A 16,898-nucleotide genomic window follows, 5' to 3' on the forward strand; every position below is an offset into this window, starting at 1 on the left:
CTCAAAACCCGTAAAAAAGGCGAGTCTGACCTCGCCTGGTTATCTGACTGTTTGACTAACCTACTTAGGCAGATCAATCTCAATTTTACTATTCAGTACATCAAGCTCTTTATTCAGCGCACTAAGCTCTGCTTCATTACTTTCAACAAGATCAAGTTTGGCTTCATACTTATCGCAATCTGCCTGCGAAACCCAATTCCAGCTTTTTCCGGATTTGAATTCATCACATACCTTCTTAAATTCTTTGGCTACTGATTTGGCTTTCTTAACTTCGCCTTCAGCGTTTACAATTTGCTTTTGCAGCTCCAGCTGTTGTTGGTACAACTCTTTAGAATGAGTTAACACCACCTTCTGTTTTTCTGTAGTGGTTTTCAATTCCACCACTTTGGTATCTAACTTTTTCGTCGTGACTGAAAGTTGCTTCTGTTTCCGCTTCAGCTTAGCAATTTGAGCTTCGTAACTTGCTCTCTGCTGTTCAAGCTCTGCCGTTTTCTGTTCTAACTGTGATCCCTGCTGCTCCAGTTCTAACGTTTTTTGGGCTTCTAATTCTTCATAGCGACTCTGTAGCGACTTATTCTCTTCTATTAACTGCGCATTTTCTTGTGTTAACAGTTCATGATCTTCTTGGCTCGGCCCCTGGTCACGATTCCAGAAAGCTGACGCAAGCACCAAGCCTAGCACTAAACCCACAAACAACGACACTTTCCATGACGATGTAATGTTCATTGATTTCGCTTTTTTTAACATGCCTACACCTTCTTGATAAGTTATGACCAGCCCCTGAAACATAACAACACTCGTTGAAATGACCATAAGGATGTTATGTGAATAATATCAGCAAGATAGCTCTTCTGTGTCAGGTTTATATCAAAATTAAAGTAAAACACGGTAAAACAAGCTCACTCTGCTAATCATTTCATCATTTCTGTTTGAAAGTACCTTCAAAAACACGTCAGGTGTCTCAATAATAATATGTCCAATGTCTAAGACATTTGTAGCATCACCAACCAACTATGTTCATAACAAGCCCTCAAGTAATAACGAACATATAGGTATCAGCATGATCACGGAGCTGTTATTTCTGACTGTATCTGCTTTCTCAATCCCCTTACTTGAGAATTCCAGCCACCAACAAAGCGATCAAAATTGCCATCTTTCAATCAATGAAGAAAAGTACCAGAAGGACATAGTGCTGCTCTTCTTATCGAGTCCGAAAACTGAACTAAAAGTGCAGATTTATCACCGCATACCTCTTCCTGTCCCTTCTTCAGGGGTGCTGGAACAGCTCTCACTCAACCCTGATACACCATACAAGAATGCACAATTTCCAGTGTCTCATGAACTGTATAAAGAGCTAAAACCGGATATCAATATCTATTCGACAACGATTGAAACAACGGCATTAGCAACACAACGCTTTTCTGATCATTTCAGGCAGGGCGGATTTAAAACATTACTAAAAGTTGAGGGCATAGAACATCCCCTTGCATTCATTGCTGATCGCAATCAAGCAGAAGCATTCTATAAATGTGCAAATCAGCCGTTATAGCCTGCGCGAATAAACAACAAGACAATCAATAACTGAGCTGATAATGTAAAATATCGTATGGATTTTGTTGGATTAAAAGGAATTGATGTTATGCCTATCTCAGAATGGATGACTTTTGTCGTTGCTATTACTGTATTGACGATCACTCCCGGTTTAGACACGGTGTTGGTGATCAGAAATACCAGCCGTGGCGGCTGGAAAGATGGCGTGACCAGTAGCTTTGGTATTTGCAGCGGATTGTTTGTACACGCAACCCTGTCAGCTGTTGGAATTTCTTTTATTCTTGTTCAGTCTGCATGGCTGTTTCAGACCATTAAGTTTGCAGGAGCCGCTTACCTGATTTATTTAGGTTTTTGCAGCCTAAAAAGTGGTTTTAAAGCAGGCTCGCTGGGGATCTCCGGGGGCGAACAGAGCTCATCGAATCAGTTCAACCTCCGACGTTCGTTCTCGGAAGGCTTTTTATCCAATGTATTGAATCCGAAAACGGCTATCTTTTACCTGGCCTTTTTACCTCAGTTTATTAACCCGGAAGGTTCTGCAATATCGCAGGCGTTTATTCTGGCTGGGATTCATTTCTTACTCGCAATGGTGTGGCAGTCTTCTTTATCGCTGTTAATTGAAAGAGCCAAGAACTGGTTAGCTAAACCGAAAACCAATCAATGGCTGCAGTCGTTAACGGGCTTTGTCATGGTGGCGCTTGGCTTGCAATTGTTGCTGAGCAAAAACATCCGCCTTTGATTGGGCTTTGCTAAAAACGTTCTTCAATAAAAAAGAACACTCACGTGTTCTTTTTTTATACGTGTTTTTACCGATTCATTTAGCGTGACGATAGGTTCAGCGTCAGATCTCCGGGTTTGATCCAACCCGCTTTCCGCATTATTTCTGCAATACCGAAAGTCAATAAGGCGGGTAATACGATGTGCATAAGAAGGATCACTAGATAGATTTCACTGCCACTTTTACCCGCAGCTTCCATTGCAATGAAAGCCTGAATTTGCCCCACCAGACCTGATGTTCCCATACCCGCACCTAGTGGTGTATTTTCCAGAGAAAAAACCAGCGTGGCAATCGGCCCCAAAATAGCTGACGTAATAATGGGAGGAAGCCAAATCTTATGGTTCTTGATGATATTTGGCATCTGCAGCATTGACGTGCCAAGCCCCTGGGCAAACACGCCTGCCCAACGATTTTCACGAAAACTCATTACCGCAAAGCCCACCATCTGCGCACAACAGCCCACAGTAGCCGCACCAGCCGCCAACCCATTCAGACTTAGCATAATAGCAATCGCCGCACTACTGATGGGCAGTGTTAATGCCATTCCCATCAGTACCGCCACCAGCATTCCCATGATGAACGGCTGTAACTGAGTCGTGTACATAATGACATCGCCTAGCGCTGTCATTAATGCGCCTACCTGTGGTCCAACTAAACTGCCTACGGCTACCCCGACAATAACCGTGACAGCAGGTGTAACCAGAATATCTACTTTGGTTTCATTGGCGACCAGTTTGCCACATTCAGTCGCGGCAATTGTGGCAATGAATGCGCCAACCGGCCCCCCCATCGCCGCCCCTGCCGCACCCGCTGTCGTTGCGGAAAAAAGCACCAAAGGTGGTGCTTTTAGTGCGTAAGCAATTGCGACACCAATAGCGGGCCCCGTCATCTGTTTCGCGATAGGCCATAGCGTATCTGAAAACAACGGGATCCCCAGCTTTAACCCCAGCGTATTTAAGATAGAACCAATAAGTAATGAGGAGAATAAACCTAATGCCATAAAACTCATGGCATGCACAAAGTAGGTTTTAATCGAAAAGTCGATATCTTTTCTGTCTAAGAAAGCGAGAAATCTGTCGTGTGTGAGTTGCATTATTCCAACCTGTTATCCTGCAGCGGTATTCTAAACATTTTGTCCCTGATAATGTCTCTGTTTGCTTATGGTTACAAACAGGCTGCAGATTCTAGCGCAATCACGGAGAATGAAAACCCCTCTACTGATAATTGGCTTTATATACCCAAGTGACTTCAAGAGAACGTTTGCCGTAAACGGGCTAAGAGGTACACGCCGGATTCAACTCACTTTCTTCATCAGCACGGTATTATCTTCTGCCAACTGTTTTTCCAGTTTACGAGAGACAAATTCAGGGCTGTTGGTATGGCGTGCCAGCAAGCGGTAAACCACGGGAATTACCAATAAGGTGAAAAAAGTGGCGACCAGTATCCCGGTTAACACCACAATACCAATGACTAATCGGGTTTCGGCTCCGGCACCGGTTGCTAATATCAGCGGGACGGCACCTGCCGCCGTGGTAATTGCTGTCATGAGTATCGGCCTTAAGCGTGCCGCTGAGGCATCAATGATCGCCTGCTCAAAGACAACACCCTGATCGCGAAGTTGATTGGCAAACTCAACGATTAATATACCGTTTTTTGCTGCCAACCCCACAAGCATGATGATACCGATCTGCGAATATATATTTAAGCTTTGGTCTGTAAAATACAGGCCCAGCAAGGCACCAAACGTTGCCAGCGGTACGGTAAGCATAATAACCAGAGGGTGAATATAACTCTCAAACTGGGCTGCCAGCACCAGAAACACAACCACCAGTGCTAATGAAAAGACAAAAAAGACAGAATGGCTAGAATCCTGATGGTCCTGCGAGGCACCTTTGTAATTAACCACCGCATCTGCCGGGAGATGTTTTCTCACCAAGTCATTTAAGTAATCCAGCCCTTGGCCCAAGGTATAATTTTCAGCAAGATTCGCCTCAATGGTAATGGCCCGAACCCGGTTATAACGGTTTAGCTGAGGCGCATCCGCAAATTCTTCTACCGTCACCAGGCTTGAAAGTGGAATAAGTGCATTGGTCCTGTCAGAGCGGACATAGAGATTGCTGAGATCTGCTGCGGTATTTTGCCTCTCCCGCTGACCCTCAATAACGACATCATACTCCTCGCCACGCTGCTCAAACGTCGTCACTAATCGCGAGCCCAGCATTGATTCTAGCGTTTGACCTATATCCCGAATGGAGACACCTAAATCGCCGGCCCGGTTTCTATCGATAACAACACGCAACTGGGGTTTGGTTTCCTTATAGTCGTGATCGACTCCTTCTAATCCGGGATTATTATCGGTTTCATCGATAATAATATCCCGCCACCGGGCAAGCTCTTCATAACTCCCGCCACCAATCACAAATTGTACCGGTTTACCCACCCCGCGCCCGAAAGGCTGACGCATAACTGGGAAGGCCCTGACACCAGCCAGATCGGACAATTTTCGTTGGATATCGCCGATGATTGCAAACGCATTCCTTCGTTTTGCCCAGTCTTCCAGCACGACAATAGCGAAACCACCCGAGAAATCTTCAATCCGCCCCCAGCCTCGCGGGGCGCGGATCAATAAACGCTTTACCTCACCGGCTTCCACCAGTGGCAGCAGCCTGTACTCAACTTCATTAATATAAGGCTGCATAAACTCATAGCTCGCCCCCTGAGGTCCATTGATAATAATAAACATCGCCCCCCGATCTTCTCTCGGGGCAAATTCCGAAGGTATTCTGCTTGCAAGCCAGCCGCTGCCAATAAGCGCCACAACCACAATAGCAGCGACCAGATAGGGTCTTTTCAGCCAGTTATCCAACGAGGAACGATAAAATCGGGTGACGAAGGCTAAAATACCGCCAATTTTTTGTACCAGCCAGGGCTCGTACTCAACCGGCCTCATCACCTTTGATCCCATCATGGGGCTCAGGGTGAGTGCCACCAAAGAGGATAAAATAACCGCAGTACTGATAGTGATGGAGAATTCCCGGAACAATTTACCTAAATCCCCCTCCAGAAAACCTATCGGCAAGAACACTGAAACCAGCACTACCGTGGTTGCCACAATGGCAAAACCGACCTGACGCGCCCCGAGAAATGCGGCTTTCAACGGTGGCTCACCCAGCTCTATGCGCCGCTGAATGTTCTCCAGCATTACAATCGCGTCATCAACTACGATACCAATAGCCAGGATCAGAGCCAGCAAGGTCAATAAGTTGATGGTATAACCTAAGGCGTAGAGCACAATAAAGGTCCCTATCAACGAGACAGGAACGGTCAGTGCAGGAATAAGCATGGCGCGGACGCTGCCAAGGAACAGGTAGATAACAATAACAACCAGCAGCATCGCAATGAAGAGTGTTTTAAACACTTCATTAATTGAAGCCTGAATAAAGACCGAGGAATCGTAGGAACGTTTGATCTCCATCCCCTCAGGCAAGGTGGGATTTAATTTATCAACCAGCGCGTTGACGGCCCGGGCTACTGCCAACGTATTTGCGGTCGACTGACGATTGATCCCCAAACCAATCATATCCTGGGTATTACCACGAAACGAAATCCGCTCCTCTTCTGCTGCCAGCGCCACCCTGGCCACATCGCCCAAACGGATAAGGTAGCCATCCGGCCCGGAACTAACCACAAGCTGGGAAAAATCGTCGGGCTCAATAAAGCTACGTTGAGTACGGATTGAAAACTGGCGGCTTTCTGATTCAAGGGATCCCGCAGGCAGCTCTACATTATCGGCACGCAACGCATCTTCAATGTCGGTGACGGTTAACCCCCTTGCGGCGAGTTTCTGTCTGTCTATCCAGATCCTTAATGCATACGTTTTCCCCCCGCCGATACGGATATTAGCGACACCATCAATAACCGAAAAACGGTCAACCAGATAACGGCTGGCATAATCGGTTAGCTCCAGCGTATCCAAGCGATCCGACACTAGATTCAACCACATAATCACTTCTGAACTGCCTCCCGCCTTTTGTACTTCCGGCGGCTCTGCTTCATCCGGTAAATTATTTAAGATCCCGGAGATCCGATCACGGACATCGTTGGCTGCGGCATCAATATCCCGGCCGATACCAAATTCCAGAGTAACGGATGAACGGCCATCGCGGCTTTGTGAGCTGATATTGCGGATCCCTTCCAGACCGGAAATCCGGTCTTCAACCAGCTGGGTAATACGGCTTTCAACAATCGCCGCTGACGCGCCACGGTAATTGGTAGACACCGTCACAATGGGCGGGTCAATATTCGGGTATTCACGCAGCGGCAGCTTGTCATAGGCGATCAAACCAAAGGCTATTAACAACAAGCTGATCACAGAACCAAAAACAGGACGTTTAACAGAGAGATCCGTCAGCAGCATCAGCTCTCCTCCTGATGGCTAAAGCGCTCACTCGGTCGAGTTTCGACCTTTTGCCCCGGACGTACTTTCTGTGTTCCCCGGGTAATGATCTGCTCACCCTCAACGACACCATTGAGGATTTCAACTTCTCCCCGGTTACGGAATCCGACTTCTACTTTGCGCTGCTCCACCACATTTTTGTTGTTAACCACAAAAAGGAAGCTGTCTCGTTGCCGCGGTACTATCGCTTCTTCGGGCACAACCAATCCGTTACGCTGCTCAACAATAAGCCTTAATGTCATCAGCATGCCGGGGCGCAGTTTCAACTGAGGATTTTCAATTTCAGCACGGACGACAATCGCCCGGGTTTGCGGATTCACCCTGCTATCAATCCCTGTAACAATCCCGACAAATGGCTGCTGCGGGAAGGCGGCGGCTTCTCCTTCGATACTGGATCCCAGCTTCAACTCACCGACAAACTGTTCCGGGATGGTGAAATCGAGCTTTACTTTATCCAGCGCATCTAATGTCGTAACAACAATCCCGGGGGTGAGCAAGGCACCCGGACTGATCTGGCGGAACCCGAGCAAACCTGAAAACGGCGCCTGAATAAACCTTGCATCAAGTTCCGCCTGATTCTGGGCCAAAATGGCCCGGGCAACTTCAATGCTGGTTAACAGTTTATCCAGCTCTGAACTCGCAATTGTATTGCGTTTTACCAGCCCTTCAATGCGTTTATATTCCCGTTGCTGCTCCTTGAGGTTAGCTTTTGCTGCGCGAACTTTGGCTTTTTGTTCTCCTGAGTGTAAGGTCACCAGCAGATCACCGGCTTTAACTTGTTGCCCGTCAGAAAAATGAACCTGCTCAACTTTTTCTGTCACCTTGGCTGACAATACGACTGACTCACGGGCCTTTACGGTTCCCAGCGCCTCCACTTCCCTGCGTACATTTTGCAGCACCACCGTGCTGACAATAACGCTCGGCGTACCTCCACGCCGTACCTGAGCACCTTCATCGCGGCTCTGCTCTTTGTACCAGACTCCGGCAGCCAGGCCTGCCAGCAAAACGATACCTGTGATCACGCTCGCTTTCATTATCCCTGCCTTAGTCATGAGTACGGTGTTTGTTTTTAAGTATAGTTCTGCCGAATATCAAAGATATGTGATTGAAAGCTGATGGCCTTAGGTAGATAAAACATAGGTGTTCATTGGAAAACAGATAGCCCTATCGCAATAACGAATCGCACACCCCGCTAATTATCCATCTAACGGATATAACTCGCAGGTTTCGCTAAATAGCATTCAAAGTCAGAGACCATTGTTAGACGCGTGCCGCAAGCAACGTTATGAGATAGACATTGTCGTTTACCCAATATCATCAGCGTCATAACGTAGACAATATTTTGCGGAGAAAACCTTTGAAATTATCTCAGCTCTCCATTGCTATCACGCTAATACTCTACTCAATCAACCAATCACTGGCTTCACCACCACTGGTTATGCACGCGAAGAATTTTGATCCCAAGAAATTTGAGCCGGAGAATACGGAAAATGCCGCAGAGGATCATGATGAAATCACCGATTACCTGATCAGTGAAAAACTCGATGGCATTCGCGCCTACTGGACAGGTAAAACACTACTGACTCGAAGCGGAAAGGCAATCGCGGCGCCAGAATGGTTTACCGCACCTCTGCCTGACATGGCGTTAGATGGCGAGCTGTGGATAGGGAGAGGTAAGTTTCAGCACGTCGCACAAACGGTGTTGGATCACGTTCCAGATGACAAAGCCTGGCGTTCTATTCGCTATATGATCTTTGATTTGCCCGAAAGTAAAGCCGACTTTGAACAACGATATCAACATTTAACCCAACAAATCAGTACTATTGAGCCAGAACACATCCAGGTTATTGAACAACGCCGCATAGCAAACTTTGCCCGTCTGGAGTACTGGCTACAACAAATTGACGATGAGAATGGTGAAGGGTTAATGCTTCATCACAGCGGTAACTTTTATCAGACTGGACGCTCTGATCAACTGCTCAAACTGAAAATGTACCAGGATGCTGAAGCCATTGTTATTGGTTACGAAGAGGGTAACGGTAAGTTCAAAGGCATCATGGGATCCCTGTGGGTCATAACATCAGATAAGATCAAATTCAAAATTGGTACCGGATTTAACCAATACGATCGTGAAAACCCTCCGGAGTTGGGCACAACCGTAACCTACAGATACAACGGTTACACTGACCGTGGGATCCCCCGTTTTGCTCGCTTTATCAGAAGCAGAACAAATCCGGATATATGATCCCAATCTATCTAATTAGCGAAACTGAAATAACATCGACGCCTCAATAAGGCGTCGCAGCTCTCGTCGCCTCGAAAATCAATTCATCATAATCTGGCGAAAATTCACACATATTCAGTATTATTTTTCAAAATCACGGCTGAGCTCTTTTCAAAAGCCACATTTTCGTCTGTATTCCACTCCTTACTGATTGCTTAATTATTACCGCGGGCAGAATCTAACAATTTAGTTACACTTAAATCATCGGGTTATACCAAGACTTATCGCTGGACATAGTGGCGTTTACAGTGAAATGAAGTATCGCGTTACCCCATTTTCAGAACAGCACTTCAGTACATTGATTCATCTAGCGATCATCAGAACTGTAAAAGAGGATAGTTAAGTACTCAGCCACAAAAATCTCGGTATCACCTCTCAGCATTTACGTGATTTGCACTCTACCTCTATTGGAGACTGCAACAGAAGGAGCTTGAGATGAATGTTCAGGCCTTACCTATGCATCGATTCATTGATCATCATGGTAACCCGGTCGGTCAACTTCCCACTTGGGCCGATCAGTCAACATTAAAAGGGTTTTACTGCGACATGGTATTAACCCGGGTTTACGATAATAAAGCTGTCGCACTTCAACGTACCGGTAAGTTAGGTACTTATCCTTCACACCTCGGGGCCGAAGCCATTGGTATCGCCATCGGGCGTGCGCTAAAAACTGATGATGTTTTTATCCCCTACTATCGCGATATGCCTGCCATGTGGGCGCGAGGTATTGCAATGGAAAAGAACCTGCAATATTGGGGTGGCGATGAAAGAGGCAGTGATTTCTCATTTGATGACAGACACTGCCGCGATTTACCTTTTTGCGTACCGATTGCGACCCAGTGTACCCACGCTGTCGGGGTAGCTGCTGCGTTGAAAATTGCGGGTGGCCATCACGCGGCTCTGGTAACCTGCGGAGACGGTGCAACCTCGAAAGGTGATTTCCTCGAATCTATCAATTGCGCCGGTACCTGGAATATTCCGTTAGTTTTTGTGGTCAATAACAATCAATGGGCTATTTCTGTACCTCGCCGTATGCAATGCGCTGCTGAATTTCTTTCCGATAAAGCGAAAGGAGCGGGTATTCCCGGTATCACCGTGGATGGAAATGATGTGGTCGCTATGTACGATGCCATTCTATCCAGCTTAGATCGTGCCAGAAAAGGGAAAGGCGCAACATTAATTGAAGCTATCAGTTACCGACTCAGTGACCATACCACTGCCGATGATGCCAGCCGCTATCGCAGTGACGATGAACTCCGTCAGGCATGGGAATTCGAACCTATTCAGCGTCTGAAAACATATCTGATGAACCAAAACTACTGGTCAGAACAAGAAGAGGAACAATGGCATGAACACTGCCGGGAAGTGGTTGAACAAAGCGTCGAGCGCTATCTCAATACGCAGGTACAGGCTCCTGAATCGGCCTTCGACTATCTCTACGAGTCTTCCGACTGTGAACTCAATGAACAGCGAGATGCACTAATCAATAAAGCAATCCGGATGCAAGGAGGCAAACATGGCTGAGATCACTCTGCTCGAAGCAGTAAACCTTGCCTTACACCATGAAATGGCCATTGACCCGAATGTGGTGGTGTTAGGAGAAGATGTCGGTGATAACGGCGGTGTTTTTCGCGCCACCGTCGGGCTCAAAGAGAAGTTCGGCTGTAAACGCGTTATTGACTCTCCATTAGCTGAAGCACTGATTGGTGGCATAACCGTAGGTATGGCAACCCAAAGATTACGTCCGGTTGCCGAGTTTCAATTCCAGGGCTTTGTGTTTCCGGCTATGGAGCACTTAGCATGCCATGCTGCTCGTATGCGTAACCGAACCCGGGGACGGCTCACCTGCCCCGCCGTTTTTCGCGCGCCATTTGGAGGTGGTATTCATGCTCCGGAACACCATTCTGAAAGCGTCGAAGCCCTGTTTGCCCATATTCCCGGTTTAAAAGTGGTTATCCCTTCCTCACCACAACGAGCCTACGGTTTATTGCTCGCTTCAATTCGTAGTAATGATCCGGTGATGTTCTTTGAACCCAAACGACTTTACCGCACCGTGAAATCCGATGTCATTGATAATGGTGAAGCCTTACCGCTCGATACCTGCTTTACGTTACGTAAAGGCCGAGATCTGACTTTAGTCACTTGGGGAGCTTGTGTGATTGAATCGCTGCAAGCCGCCACAACGCTGTCTGAACAAGGTATTGAAGTGGAAGTGATCGATCTTGCCAGTATCAAACCCATTGACATGAAAACCATTATTGCATCATTAGAAAAAACCGGCCGCCTGCTTGTTGTGCACGAAGCCAGTAAGACATGCGGTGTCGGTGCGGAGATCCTTGCCCGTACCGCTGAACATGCCATGTACCTGTTAAAAGCACCACCGAAGCGCATCACAGGTATGGATACTGTGATGCCATATTACCGTAATGAAGACTTTTTCATGATACAGGAAAGTGACATTGTTCTTGCAGCCAGAGAGCTGGTGGAGGAGTGGAAATGAAATCATTTACATTACCCGATCTCGGTGAAGGTTTAGCCGAGTCTGAAATTGTCGAATGGCACGTTAACGTTGGCGATAACGTTAAGGTTGATCAGGTCATACTCACCGTTGAAACGGCTAAAGCCACCGTCGAAGTACCTTCACCTTACAGCGGAAAAGTCGTCGCGCGTTATGGTAACGAAGGGGATGTCATCAACATTGGCAGTTTATTGCTGGAATTTGAAGAACAAAGCGAAACCGCAAAACCGATCGAGAAACAAGCTGACGCCGCAACCGTTGTCGGCAATGTCTCTCAACAGGACCATCATGTAAATGTGGATGAATTTTGGGTAGGCAGCGATCAGACGGACAAGCCAGAACATATAATCACCGCCATACCTTCTGCCCGTTTGTTGGCTCAACAACTTGGCATCGATCTTCACGGTATTCAAGGCAGCGGCACTGACGGATTGATTATTGATACTGATATCTATGACCAGTGTGACAAGCAGCTACCAGGCACAGAAGTATTAAAAGGGGCACGCCGGACCATGGTGACCACCATGACGGAATCCCACCACAATGTCGCTGCCGTCACCATTACCGAAGAGGCACTACTGTCTGCATGGCCTGACGACGAAGACATTTCAATCCGCTTAATACAAGCCATTGTCGATGCCTGCCAACAACAGCCGGCGCTTAATGCCTGGTTTGATGCAGAGACCATGACTCGCTGCGTTCACAATACGGTCAATATTGGGATTGCCGTTGATAGCAAACATGGGCTTTATGTCCCGGTATTACGTCATGCTGATGAGTTCAGTCCGAACGGTATTCGCCAGTGGCTGGATAAAACCGTAGCCGGTATTCAAGAGCGAAAAATTGGGCGGGAGCAACTGCAACACGCGACGATCACGCTTTCTAACTTTGGCGCTATTGCAGGGATCTACGCAACACCTGTCGTTTCTCCCCCACAGGTCGCAATTGTTGGTGCCGGTCGAATTATCGAGAAAATAATAATGAAGGACGGTCAGCCGGTAGCTGTAAAGGCCCTGCCGTTATCCATAACGTTCGACCACCGGGCCTGTACCGGAGGCGAGGCCGCACGTTTCATTCGTGCCCTCGTCCTTCATTTGCAGCAAGCAACTGCTTGATCATAGGTAAAGCAACAAAAAGCGGCTGACTTCGCCGATTTTTGTTGCTCTTTCTTTTCAATGGCTCAAGTAACTACAGTAACTCAAGCAGTTCAGGCACGACTTCAAACAAATCTCCCACCAAACCATAATCTGCAATTTGGAAAATCGGGGCGTCAGGATCGCTATTAATCGCGACGATAACTTTCGAGTCTTTCATCCCGGCTAAATGCTGAATAGCGCCGGAGATCCCCACCGCAATATAAAGATCAGGTGCGACAATTTTACCTGTTTGACCAACTTGCAGATCGTTTGAGACAAACCCTGCATCTACAGCGGCGCGAGAGGCCCCAATGGCACCTCCCAGCTTGTCTGCCAGCTTTTCAATTAGTGCGAAGCTCTCTTTATCACCAACACCACGGCCTCCTGAAATAACCACCCGGGCCGCCGGTAATTCAGGTCGTACACTTTCGACTATTTGCTGCTCCACAAACTCTGAGATTTCACTTGGGATCACATTATCCAGCTCGGTGATCGACGCTGGCTCGCCTCCGGTCTCGACAGCATCAAACGCAGCACTACGAATCGTCAGCACTTTGATCGGATCAGCTGATTTTACCCTCGCCAACGCATTGCCTGCATAAATGGGCCTGATCACAATATCTTCCGATTCAATACTAATCACATCAGACAGTTGCCCGACATCCAGCAACGCAGCGACTCGTGGCATCAGGTTTTTACCAAACGTTGTGGCGGCAGCCAGAATATGAGAGTAATCACCGCCAACATCGGCCACTAACGCGGATAAATTTTCAGCCAACGGGTGTTGATAAACTTCATCATCTGCCAGCATGATGTTATCAACACCATTAAGTGTACTGGCTTCTCGGGCAACTGACTGACACTGAAAGCCAGCCACCAGTATCGTTATTTCACTGCCTATCGATTTAGCAGCACTGACCGTTTTCAATGTGTCGGCAGCAAGAGACTGATTATCATGTTCGGCAACGATTAACGTCGAGATGGTTGAATTTCTCATCAGATCACCCTTGCTTCATTTTTCAATTTATCCACTAGCTCTGATACCGATGCGACCTTCACGCCGGCTTTACGTGCCGGTGGTGAGGTGATCTCAAGCACCTCCTGATGCTGAACAATTTCCACACCTAACTCTTCCGGTGTTTTAACATCCATCGGCTTGCGTTTGGCTTTCATGATATTTGGCAGCGAGGCATATCTCGGCTCGTTCAAACGCAGATCAGTACTGATAATGGCAGGTAATATCAATTTAACGGTTTCCAGGCCACCATCGATTTCACGGGTGACTGAAACCGTATTGCTATCCATCACCACTTTAGATGCAAATGTGCCCTGTGGACGTTGCGTAATAGCCGCAAGCATTTGAGCAACCTGATTATTATCGGTGTCGATAGATTGCTTTCCGAGCAATACCAAGCCGGGTTGCTCATCTGCCATGACCGATTGAAGTAATTTGGCAACAGTGAGAGGTTCAAGGCAGGAAACAGTACCGGGAGGCGTGTTATCAACAGAAGTGGTATCAATATGAATCGCACGATCAGCCCCCAATGCTAAAGCAGTTCGCAATTGCTCCTGACAGACAATACCACCCGCTGAAACGACAATCACTTCATCAGCATGGCCTGCTTCTTTCAGCCTTACAGCCTCTTCAACGGCTATCTCACAAAATGGGTTCATTGCCATTTTTACATTGTTCGTTTCAACACCAGAACCATCGCCTTTGACTCTTATTTTTACATAAGGATCAATCACACGCTTTATCGCTACTAATACTTTCACAACGCTTTCCTTTTTAAATTGGGATGCTTTTCGCGTCAGCCTTAATGCTTTGAAATATGGGTGTGTTTATACTCTTTGAGCCTAGTTTAATTTACGTTTACGTCAACTGGACTATATTTAGTAGTATACCCAAGTGACTTCAAGATGCAGGATTCAGAGTGAGCTCAGCGAGTTCAATTCAAGGAAAATGAGCACAGGAATGGTTGTCCCTTTCAAGCTCATTTGACACAGAAGTGGGCACGCTGACTCACTCCCAAAGGGCGAGTTTTATTGGCTCCTATGCTGCGTTGCTGATTTTTGACTTAGAACCACTATGTCTTCAAATCAGCGCCTTACCTAGAAGCCAATAAATTCTCGCTGAAACGAGCATCTTGAGGTCACTTGGGTATATATCGCAATGTAGGATCAGGTATACAGCATGGATAGAGAATGTATGGAATTCGATGTTGTCATTGTGGGCGCAGGACCTGCAGGGTTGGCCACTGCCTGTCGGCTGGCTCAACTTGTTAAGCAGCATCAACAAGACTTCACTATCTGTGTGGTTGAAAAAAGCGCTGAAGTCGGGGCTCATATTATCTCTGGTGCTATTTTCGAAACCAGAGCGTTAGACGAACTCTTTCCTGACTGGGAAGATCTCGGAGCCCCACTCCAGACTTCGGTGACAGGCGATCAGTTTTGCTATTTAGCTAACAAGTTCAATCATCTGAATGTTCTCCATGCCCTAATCCCCAAGACCATGCAGAACTCGAGTAATTACGTGATCAGCCTTGCCAACCTCTGTCGCTGGCTAGCGCAACAAGCAGAGCAACTGGGTGTGGAAATATTTCCCGGCTTTGCCGCATCCAGTGTCCGTTACGATGATAGCGGTGCTGTAACAGGCATTGTCACATCAGACATGGGATTAGATAAACAAGGACAACAGAAAACAGGCTTTGAAGCAGGTATCGAATTAAAAGCCAGATATACGGTATTTGCCGAGGGTTCCCGAGGACATCTCGGCAAACAACTCATTGCCAACTTCCAGTTAGATCAGGGAAGGCAGCCACAGCATTATGCCTTGGGCTTAAAAGAATTGTGGGAAATACCGCCAGATCGTCATCAGCCCGGCCTGGTGATCCACGGGGTCGGCTGGCCGCTAAGTGAAACGGATACCACTGGCGGCAGCTTCCTCTACCATTTGGAACATAACCAAGTTGCCGTGGGATTAATCGTTGACCTCAATTACACCAACCCATACCTGAGCCCTTTCGATGAATTCCAGCGGCTGAAGCATCATCGAAAATTCAGCAAATACCTTAATGGCGGGCAACGGATTGCTTACGGTGCACGGGCGATTTCAAAAGGCGGGTTATCTTCTTTACCCAAACAGCAATTTGCCGGTGGATTACTGATTGGCTGTGATGCCGGGACCTTAAATTTCGCCAAGATTAAAGGCTGTCATACCGCAATGAAATCAGGCATGTTGGCAGCTGAAGCGATATGTGAAGAATTACAGCAAGGACGCAGCCAAACCGAACCCGACTATCAACGCCTGTTTAACGATTCCTGGTTATATCAGGAACTGAATGAATCTCGTAACTTCGGCGCTCAAATTCATCTGTTTGGTCAACTTGTAGGAGGGGCGCTGGCGACATTGGAGCATAATTTTCTCAATCACCTGGCACCATGGACGTTCAAAGACAAACAGGCCGATCACCTGTGTCTTAAACCTATCGAACAATACAAGCCTCTCATTTACCCCAAGCCCGATGGCATCGTAAGTTTTGATAAAACCTCATCAGTTTATTTGTCGGCGACACATCATGAAGAGGATCAACCTTGCCATCTGGTATTAACCGATCAGCAGATCCCAATTAGGAATCATCTTCCACTCTATGACGAACCCAGCCAGCGCTATTGTCCTGCGGGTGTCTATGAGATTGTCACCATAAATGGTGAAACCAGATTGCAGATCAATGCGGCAAACTGCATACATTGCAAAGCCTGTGATATCAAAGATCCATCACAGAATATTACCTGGATTCCCCCTGAAGGCGGGGGCGGACCGAATTATCCGAATATGTGATAACGAACGCTACTTACACTCAGCTTGGATCCAGCAGAGATAATCATTAGATCCGTTGGTGATCGGGATTTGTACAATTTCCGGGGTTTCATAGTCATGATTGGCAAGAATGTCCGCTTCCACCTCAGGATACAGTGCCTTTTTAGTTTTGATCAGTACCAGTTTTTCCCGATCACAGCAGAGCTCATCTTCCCAGTGGTAGTAACTCAGTATCTCCTGCACCTGAATACATGCCGCAAGACGTTTTTCGAGTAGTGAATCGATGATCTTTTTTCCATTCAAGTCATCAGTAAAGGTTGTCATCACCACACAATTATCATGTTCAAACATATTATTG

Annotated in this window: 14 protein-coding genes; 7 read left to right on the plus strand and 7 right to left on the minus strand. The window is 47.0% G+C overall.

Annotated elements, in window-relative coordinates; translation table 11 throughout:
• Positions 1 to 60 precede the first annotated feature (60 nt).
• Positions 61 to 747: a chromosome segregation ATPase gene (locus tag L4D76_RS21735; RefSeq protein WP_428442969.1), complete on the minus strand. Its 687-nt coding sequence runs from the start codon at positions 745 to 747 to the stop codon at positions 61 to 63.
• 313 nt (positions 748 to 1,060) lie between these two features.
• On the opposite strand from L4D76_RS21735, the gene L4D76_RS21740 reads away from it, so the two are divergent.
• Both L4D76_RS21740 and L4D76_RS21745 read left to right on the plus strand, forming a co-directional pair.
• Positions 1,061 to 1,549: a hypothetical protein gene (locus tag L4D76_RS21740; protein WP_428442970.1), complete on the plus strand. Its 489-nt coding sequence runs from the start codon at positions 1,061 to 1,063 to the stop codon at positions 1,547 to 1,549.
• A 90-nt stretch (positions 1,550 to 1,639) separates the two neighbouring features.
• Entirely contained in the window at positions 1,640 to 2,287 is a 648-nt protein-coding gene (locus L4D76_RS21745) for a LysE family translocator (protein WP_428442971.1), read from the plus strand.
• A gap of 79 nt (positions 2,288 to 2,366) precedes the next feature.
• Here the strand turns inward: L4D76_RS21745 and L4D76_RS21750 are convergent, their stop codons facing one another.
• From L4D76_RS21750 to L4D76_RS21760, 3 genes are all read right to left on the minus strand, one after another.
• On the minus strand, positions 2,367 to 3,419 hold the full coding sequence (locus L4D76_RS21750) for a PTS sugar transporter subunit IIC (protein WP_428442972.1): 1,053 nt from the start codon (positions 3,417 to 3,419) through the stop codon (positions 2,367 to 2,369).
• Between the two features lie 201 nt (positions 3,420 to 3,620).
• Complete coding sequence (locus tag L4D76_RS21755; protein WP_428442973.1) at positions 3,621 to 6,743, minus strand: efflux RND transporter permease subunit; 3,123 nt, start codon at positions 6,741 to 6,743, stop codon at positions 3,621 to 3,623.
• Positions 6,743 to 7,816: an efflux RND transporter periplasmic adaptor subunit gene (locus tag L4D76_RS21760; protein WP_428442974.1), complete on the minus strand. Its 1,074-nt coding sequence runs from the start codon at positions 7,814 to 7,816 to the stop codon at positions 6,743 to 6,745. Before L4D76_RS21760 ends, L4D76_RS21755 begins: the two co-directional genes overlap by 1 nt.
• Positions 7,817 to 8,139: 323 nt before the next feature.
• On the opposite strand from L4D76_RS21760, the gene L4D76_RS21765 reads away from it, so the two are divergent.
• From L4D76_RS21765 to L4D76_RS21780, 4 genes are all read left to right on the plus strand, one after another.
• Positions 8,140 to 9,027, plus strand: coding sequence for a DNA ligase (locus L4D76_RS21765; protein WP_428442975.1), 888 nt, complete (start codon positions 8,140 to 8,142; stop codon positions 9,025 to 9,027).
• A 474-nt stretch (positions 9,028 to 9,501) separates the two neighbouring features.
• Complete coding sequence (gene pdhA, locus L4D76_RS21770) at positions 9,502 to 10,590, plus strand: pyruvate dehydrogenase (acetyl-transferring) E1 component subunit alpha (protein WP_428442976.1); 1,089 nt, start codon at positions 9,502 to 9,504, stop codon at positions 10,588 to 10,590.
• Positions 10,583 to 11,566 (plus strand): alpha-ketoacid dehydrogenase subunit beta, encoded by a 984-nt coding sequence (locus L4D76_RS21775; RefSeq protein ID WP_428442977.1) that lies wholly within the window; start codon positions 10,583 to 10,585, stop codon positions 11,564 to 11,566. Before pdhA ends, L4D76_RS21775 begins: the two co-directional genes overlap by 8 nt.
• Positions 11,563 to 12,699, plus strand: a complete 1,137-nt coding sequence (locus L4D76_RS21780; protein WP_428442978.1) for a dihydrolipoamide acetyltransferase family protein — start codon at positions 11,563 to 11,565, stop codon at positions 12,697 to 12,699. Before L4D76_RS21775 ends, L4D76_RS21780 begins: the two co-directional genes overlap by 4 nt.
• Before the next feature lie 73 nt (positions 12,700 to 12,772).
• Here L4D76_RS21780 and L4D76_RS21785 read toward each other — a convergent pair whose 3' ends face one another.
• Complete coding sequence (locus tag L4D76_RS21785; protein WP_428442979.1) at positions 12,773 to 13,717, minus strand: electron transfer flavoprotein subunit alpha/FixB family protein; 945 nt, start codon at positions 13,715 to 13,717, stop codon at positions 12,773 to 12,775.
• Complete coding sequence (locus tag L4D76_RS21790; RefSeq protein ID WP_428442980.1) at positions 13,717 to 14,496, minus strand: electron transfer flavoprotein subunit beta/FixA family protein; 780 nt, start codon at positions 14,494 to 14,496, stop codon at positions 13,717 to 13,719. Before L4D76_RS21790 ends, L4D76_RS21785 begins: the two co-directional genes overlap by 1 nt.
• Before the next feature lie 418 nt (positions 14,497 to 14,914).
• On the opposite strand from L4D76_RS21790, the gene L4D76_RS21795 reads away from it, so the two are divergent.
• Entirely contained in the window at positions 14,915 to 16,561 is a 1,647-nt protein-coding gene (locus L4D76_RS21795) for an electron transfer flavoprotein-ubiquinone oxidoreductase (protein ID WP_428442981.1), read from the plus strand.
• 9 nt (positions 16,562 to 16,570) lie between these two features.
• Here L4D76_RS21795 and cutA read toward each other — a convergent pair whose 3' ends face one another.
• Positions 16,571 to 16,891, minus strand: a complete 321-nt coding sequence (gene cutA, locus L4D76_RS21800) for a divalent-cation tolerance protein CutA (protein ID WP_428442982.1) — start codon at positions 16,889 to 16,891, stop codon at positions 16,571 to 16,573.
• Between the last annotated feature and the right edge of the window lie 7 nt (positions 16,892 to 16,898).

This window comes from Photobacterium sagamiensis (assembly GCF_050337085.1).
Lineage (GTDB): Bacteria > Pseudomonadota > Gammaproteobacteria > Enterobacterales > Vibrionaceae > Photobacterium > Photobacterium sagamiensis.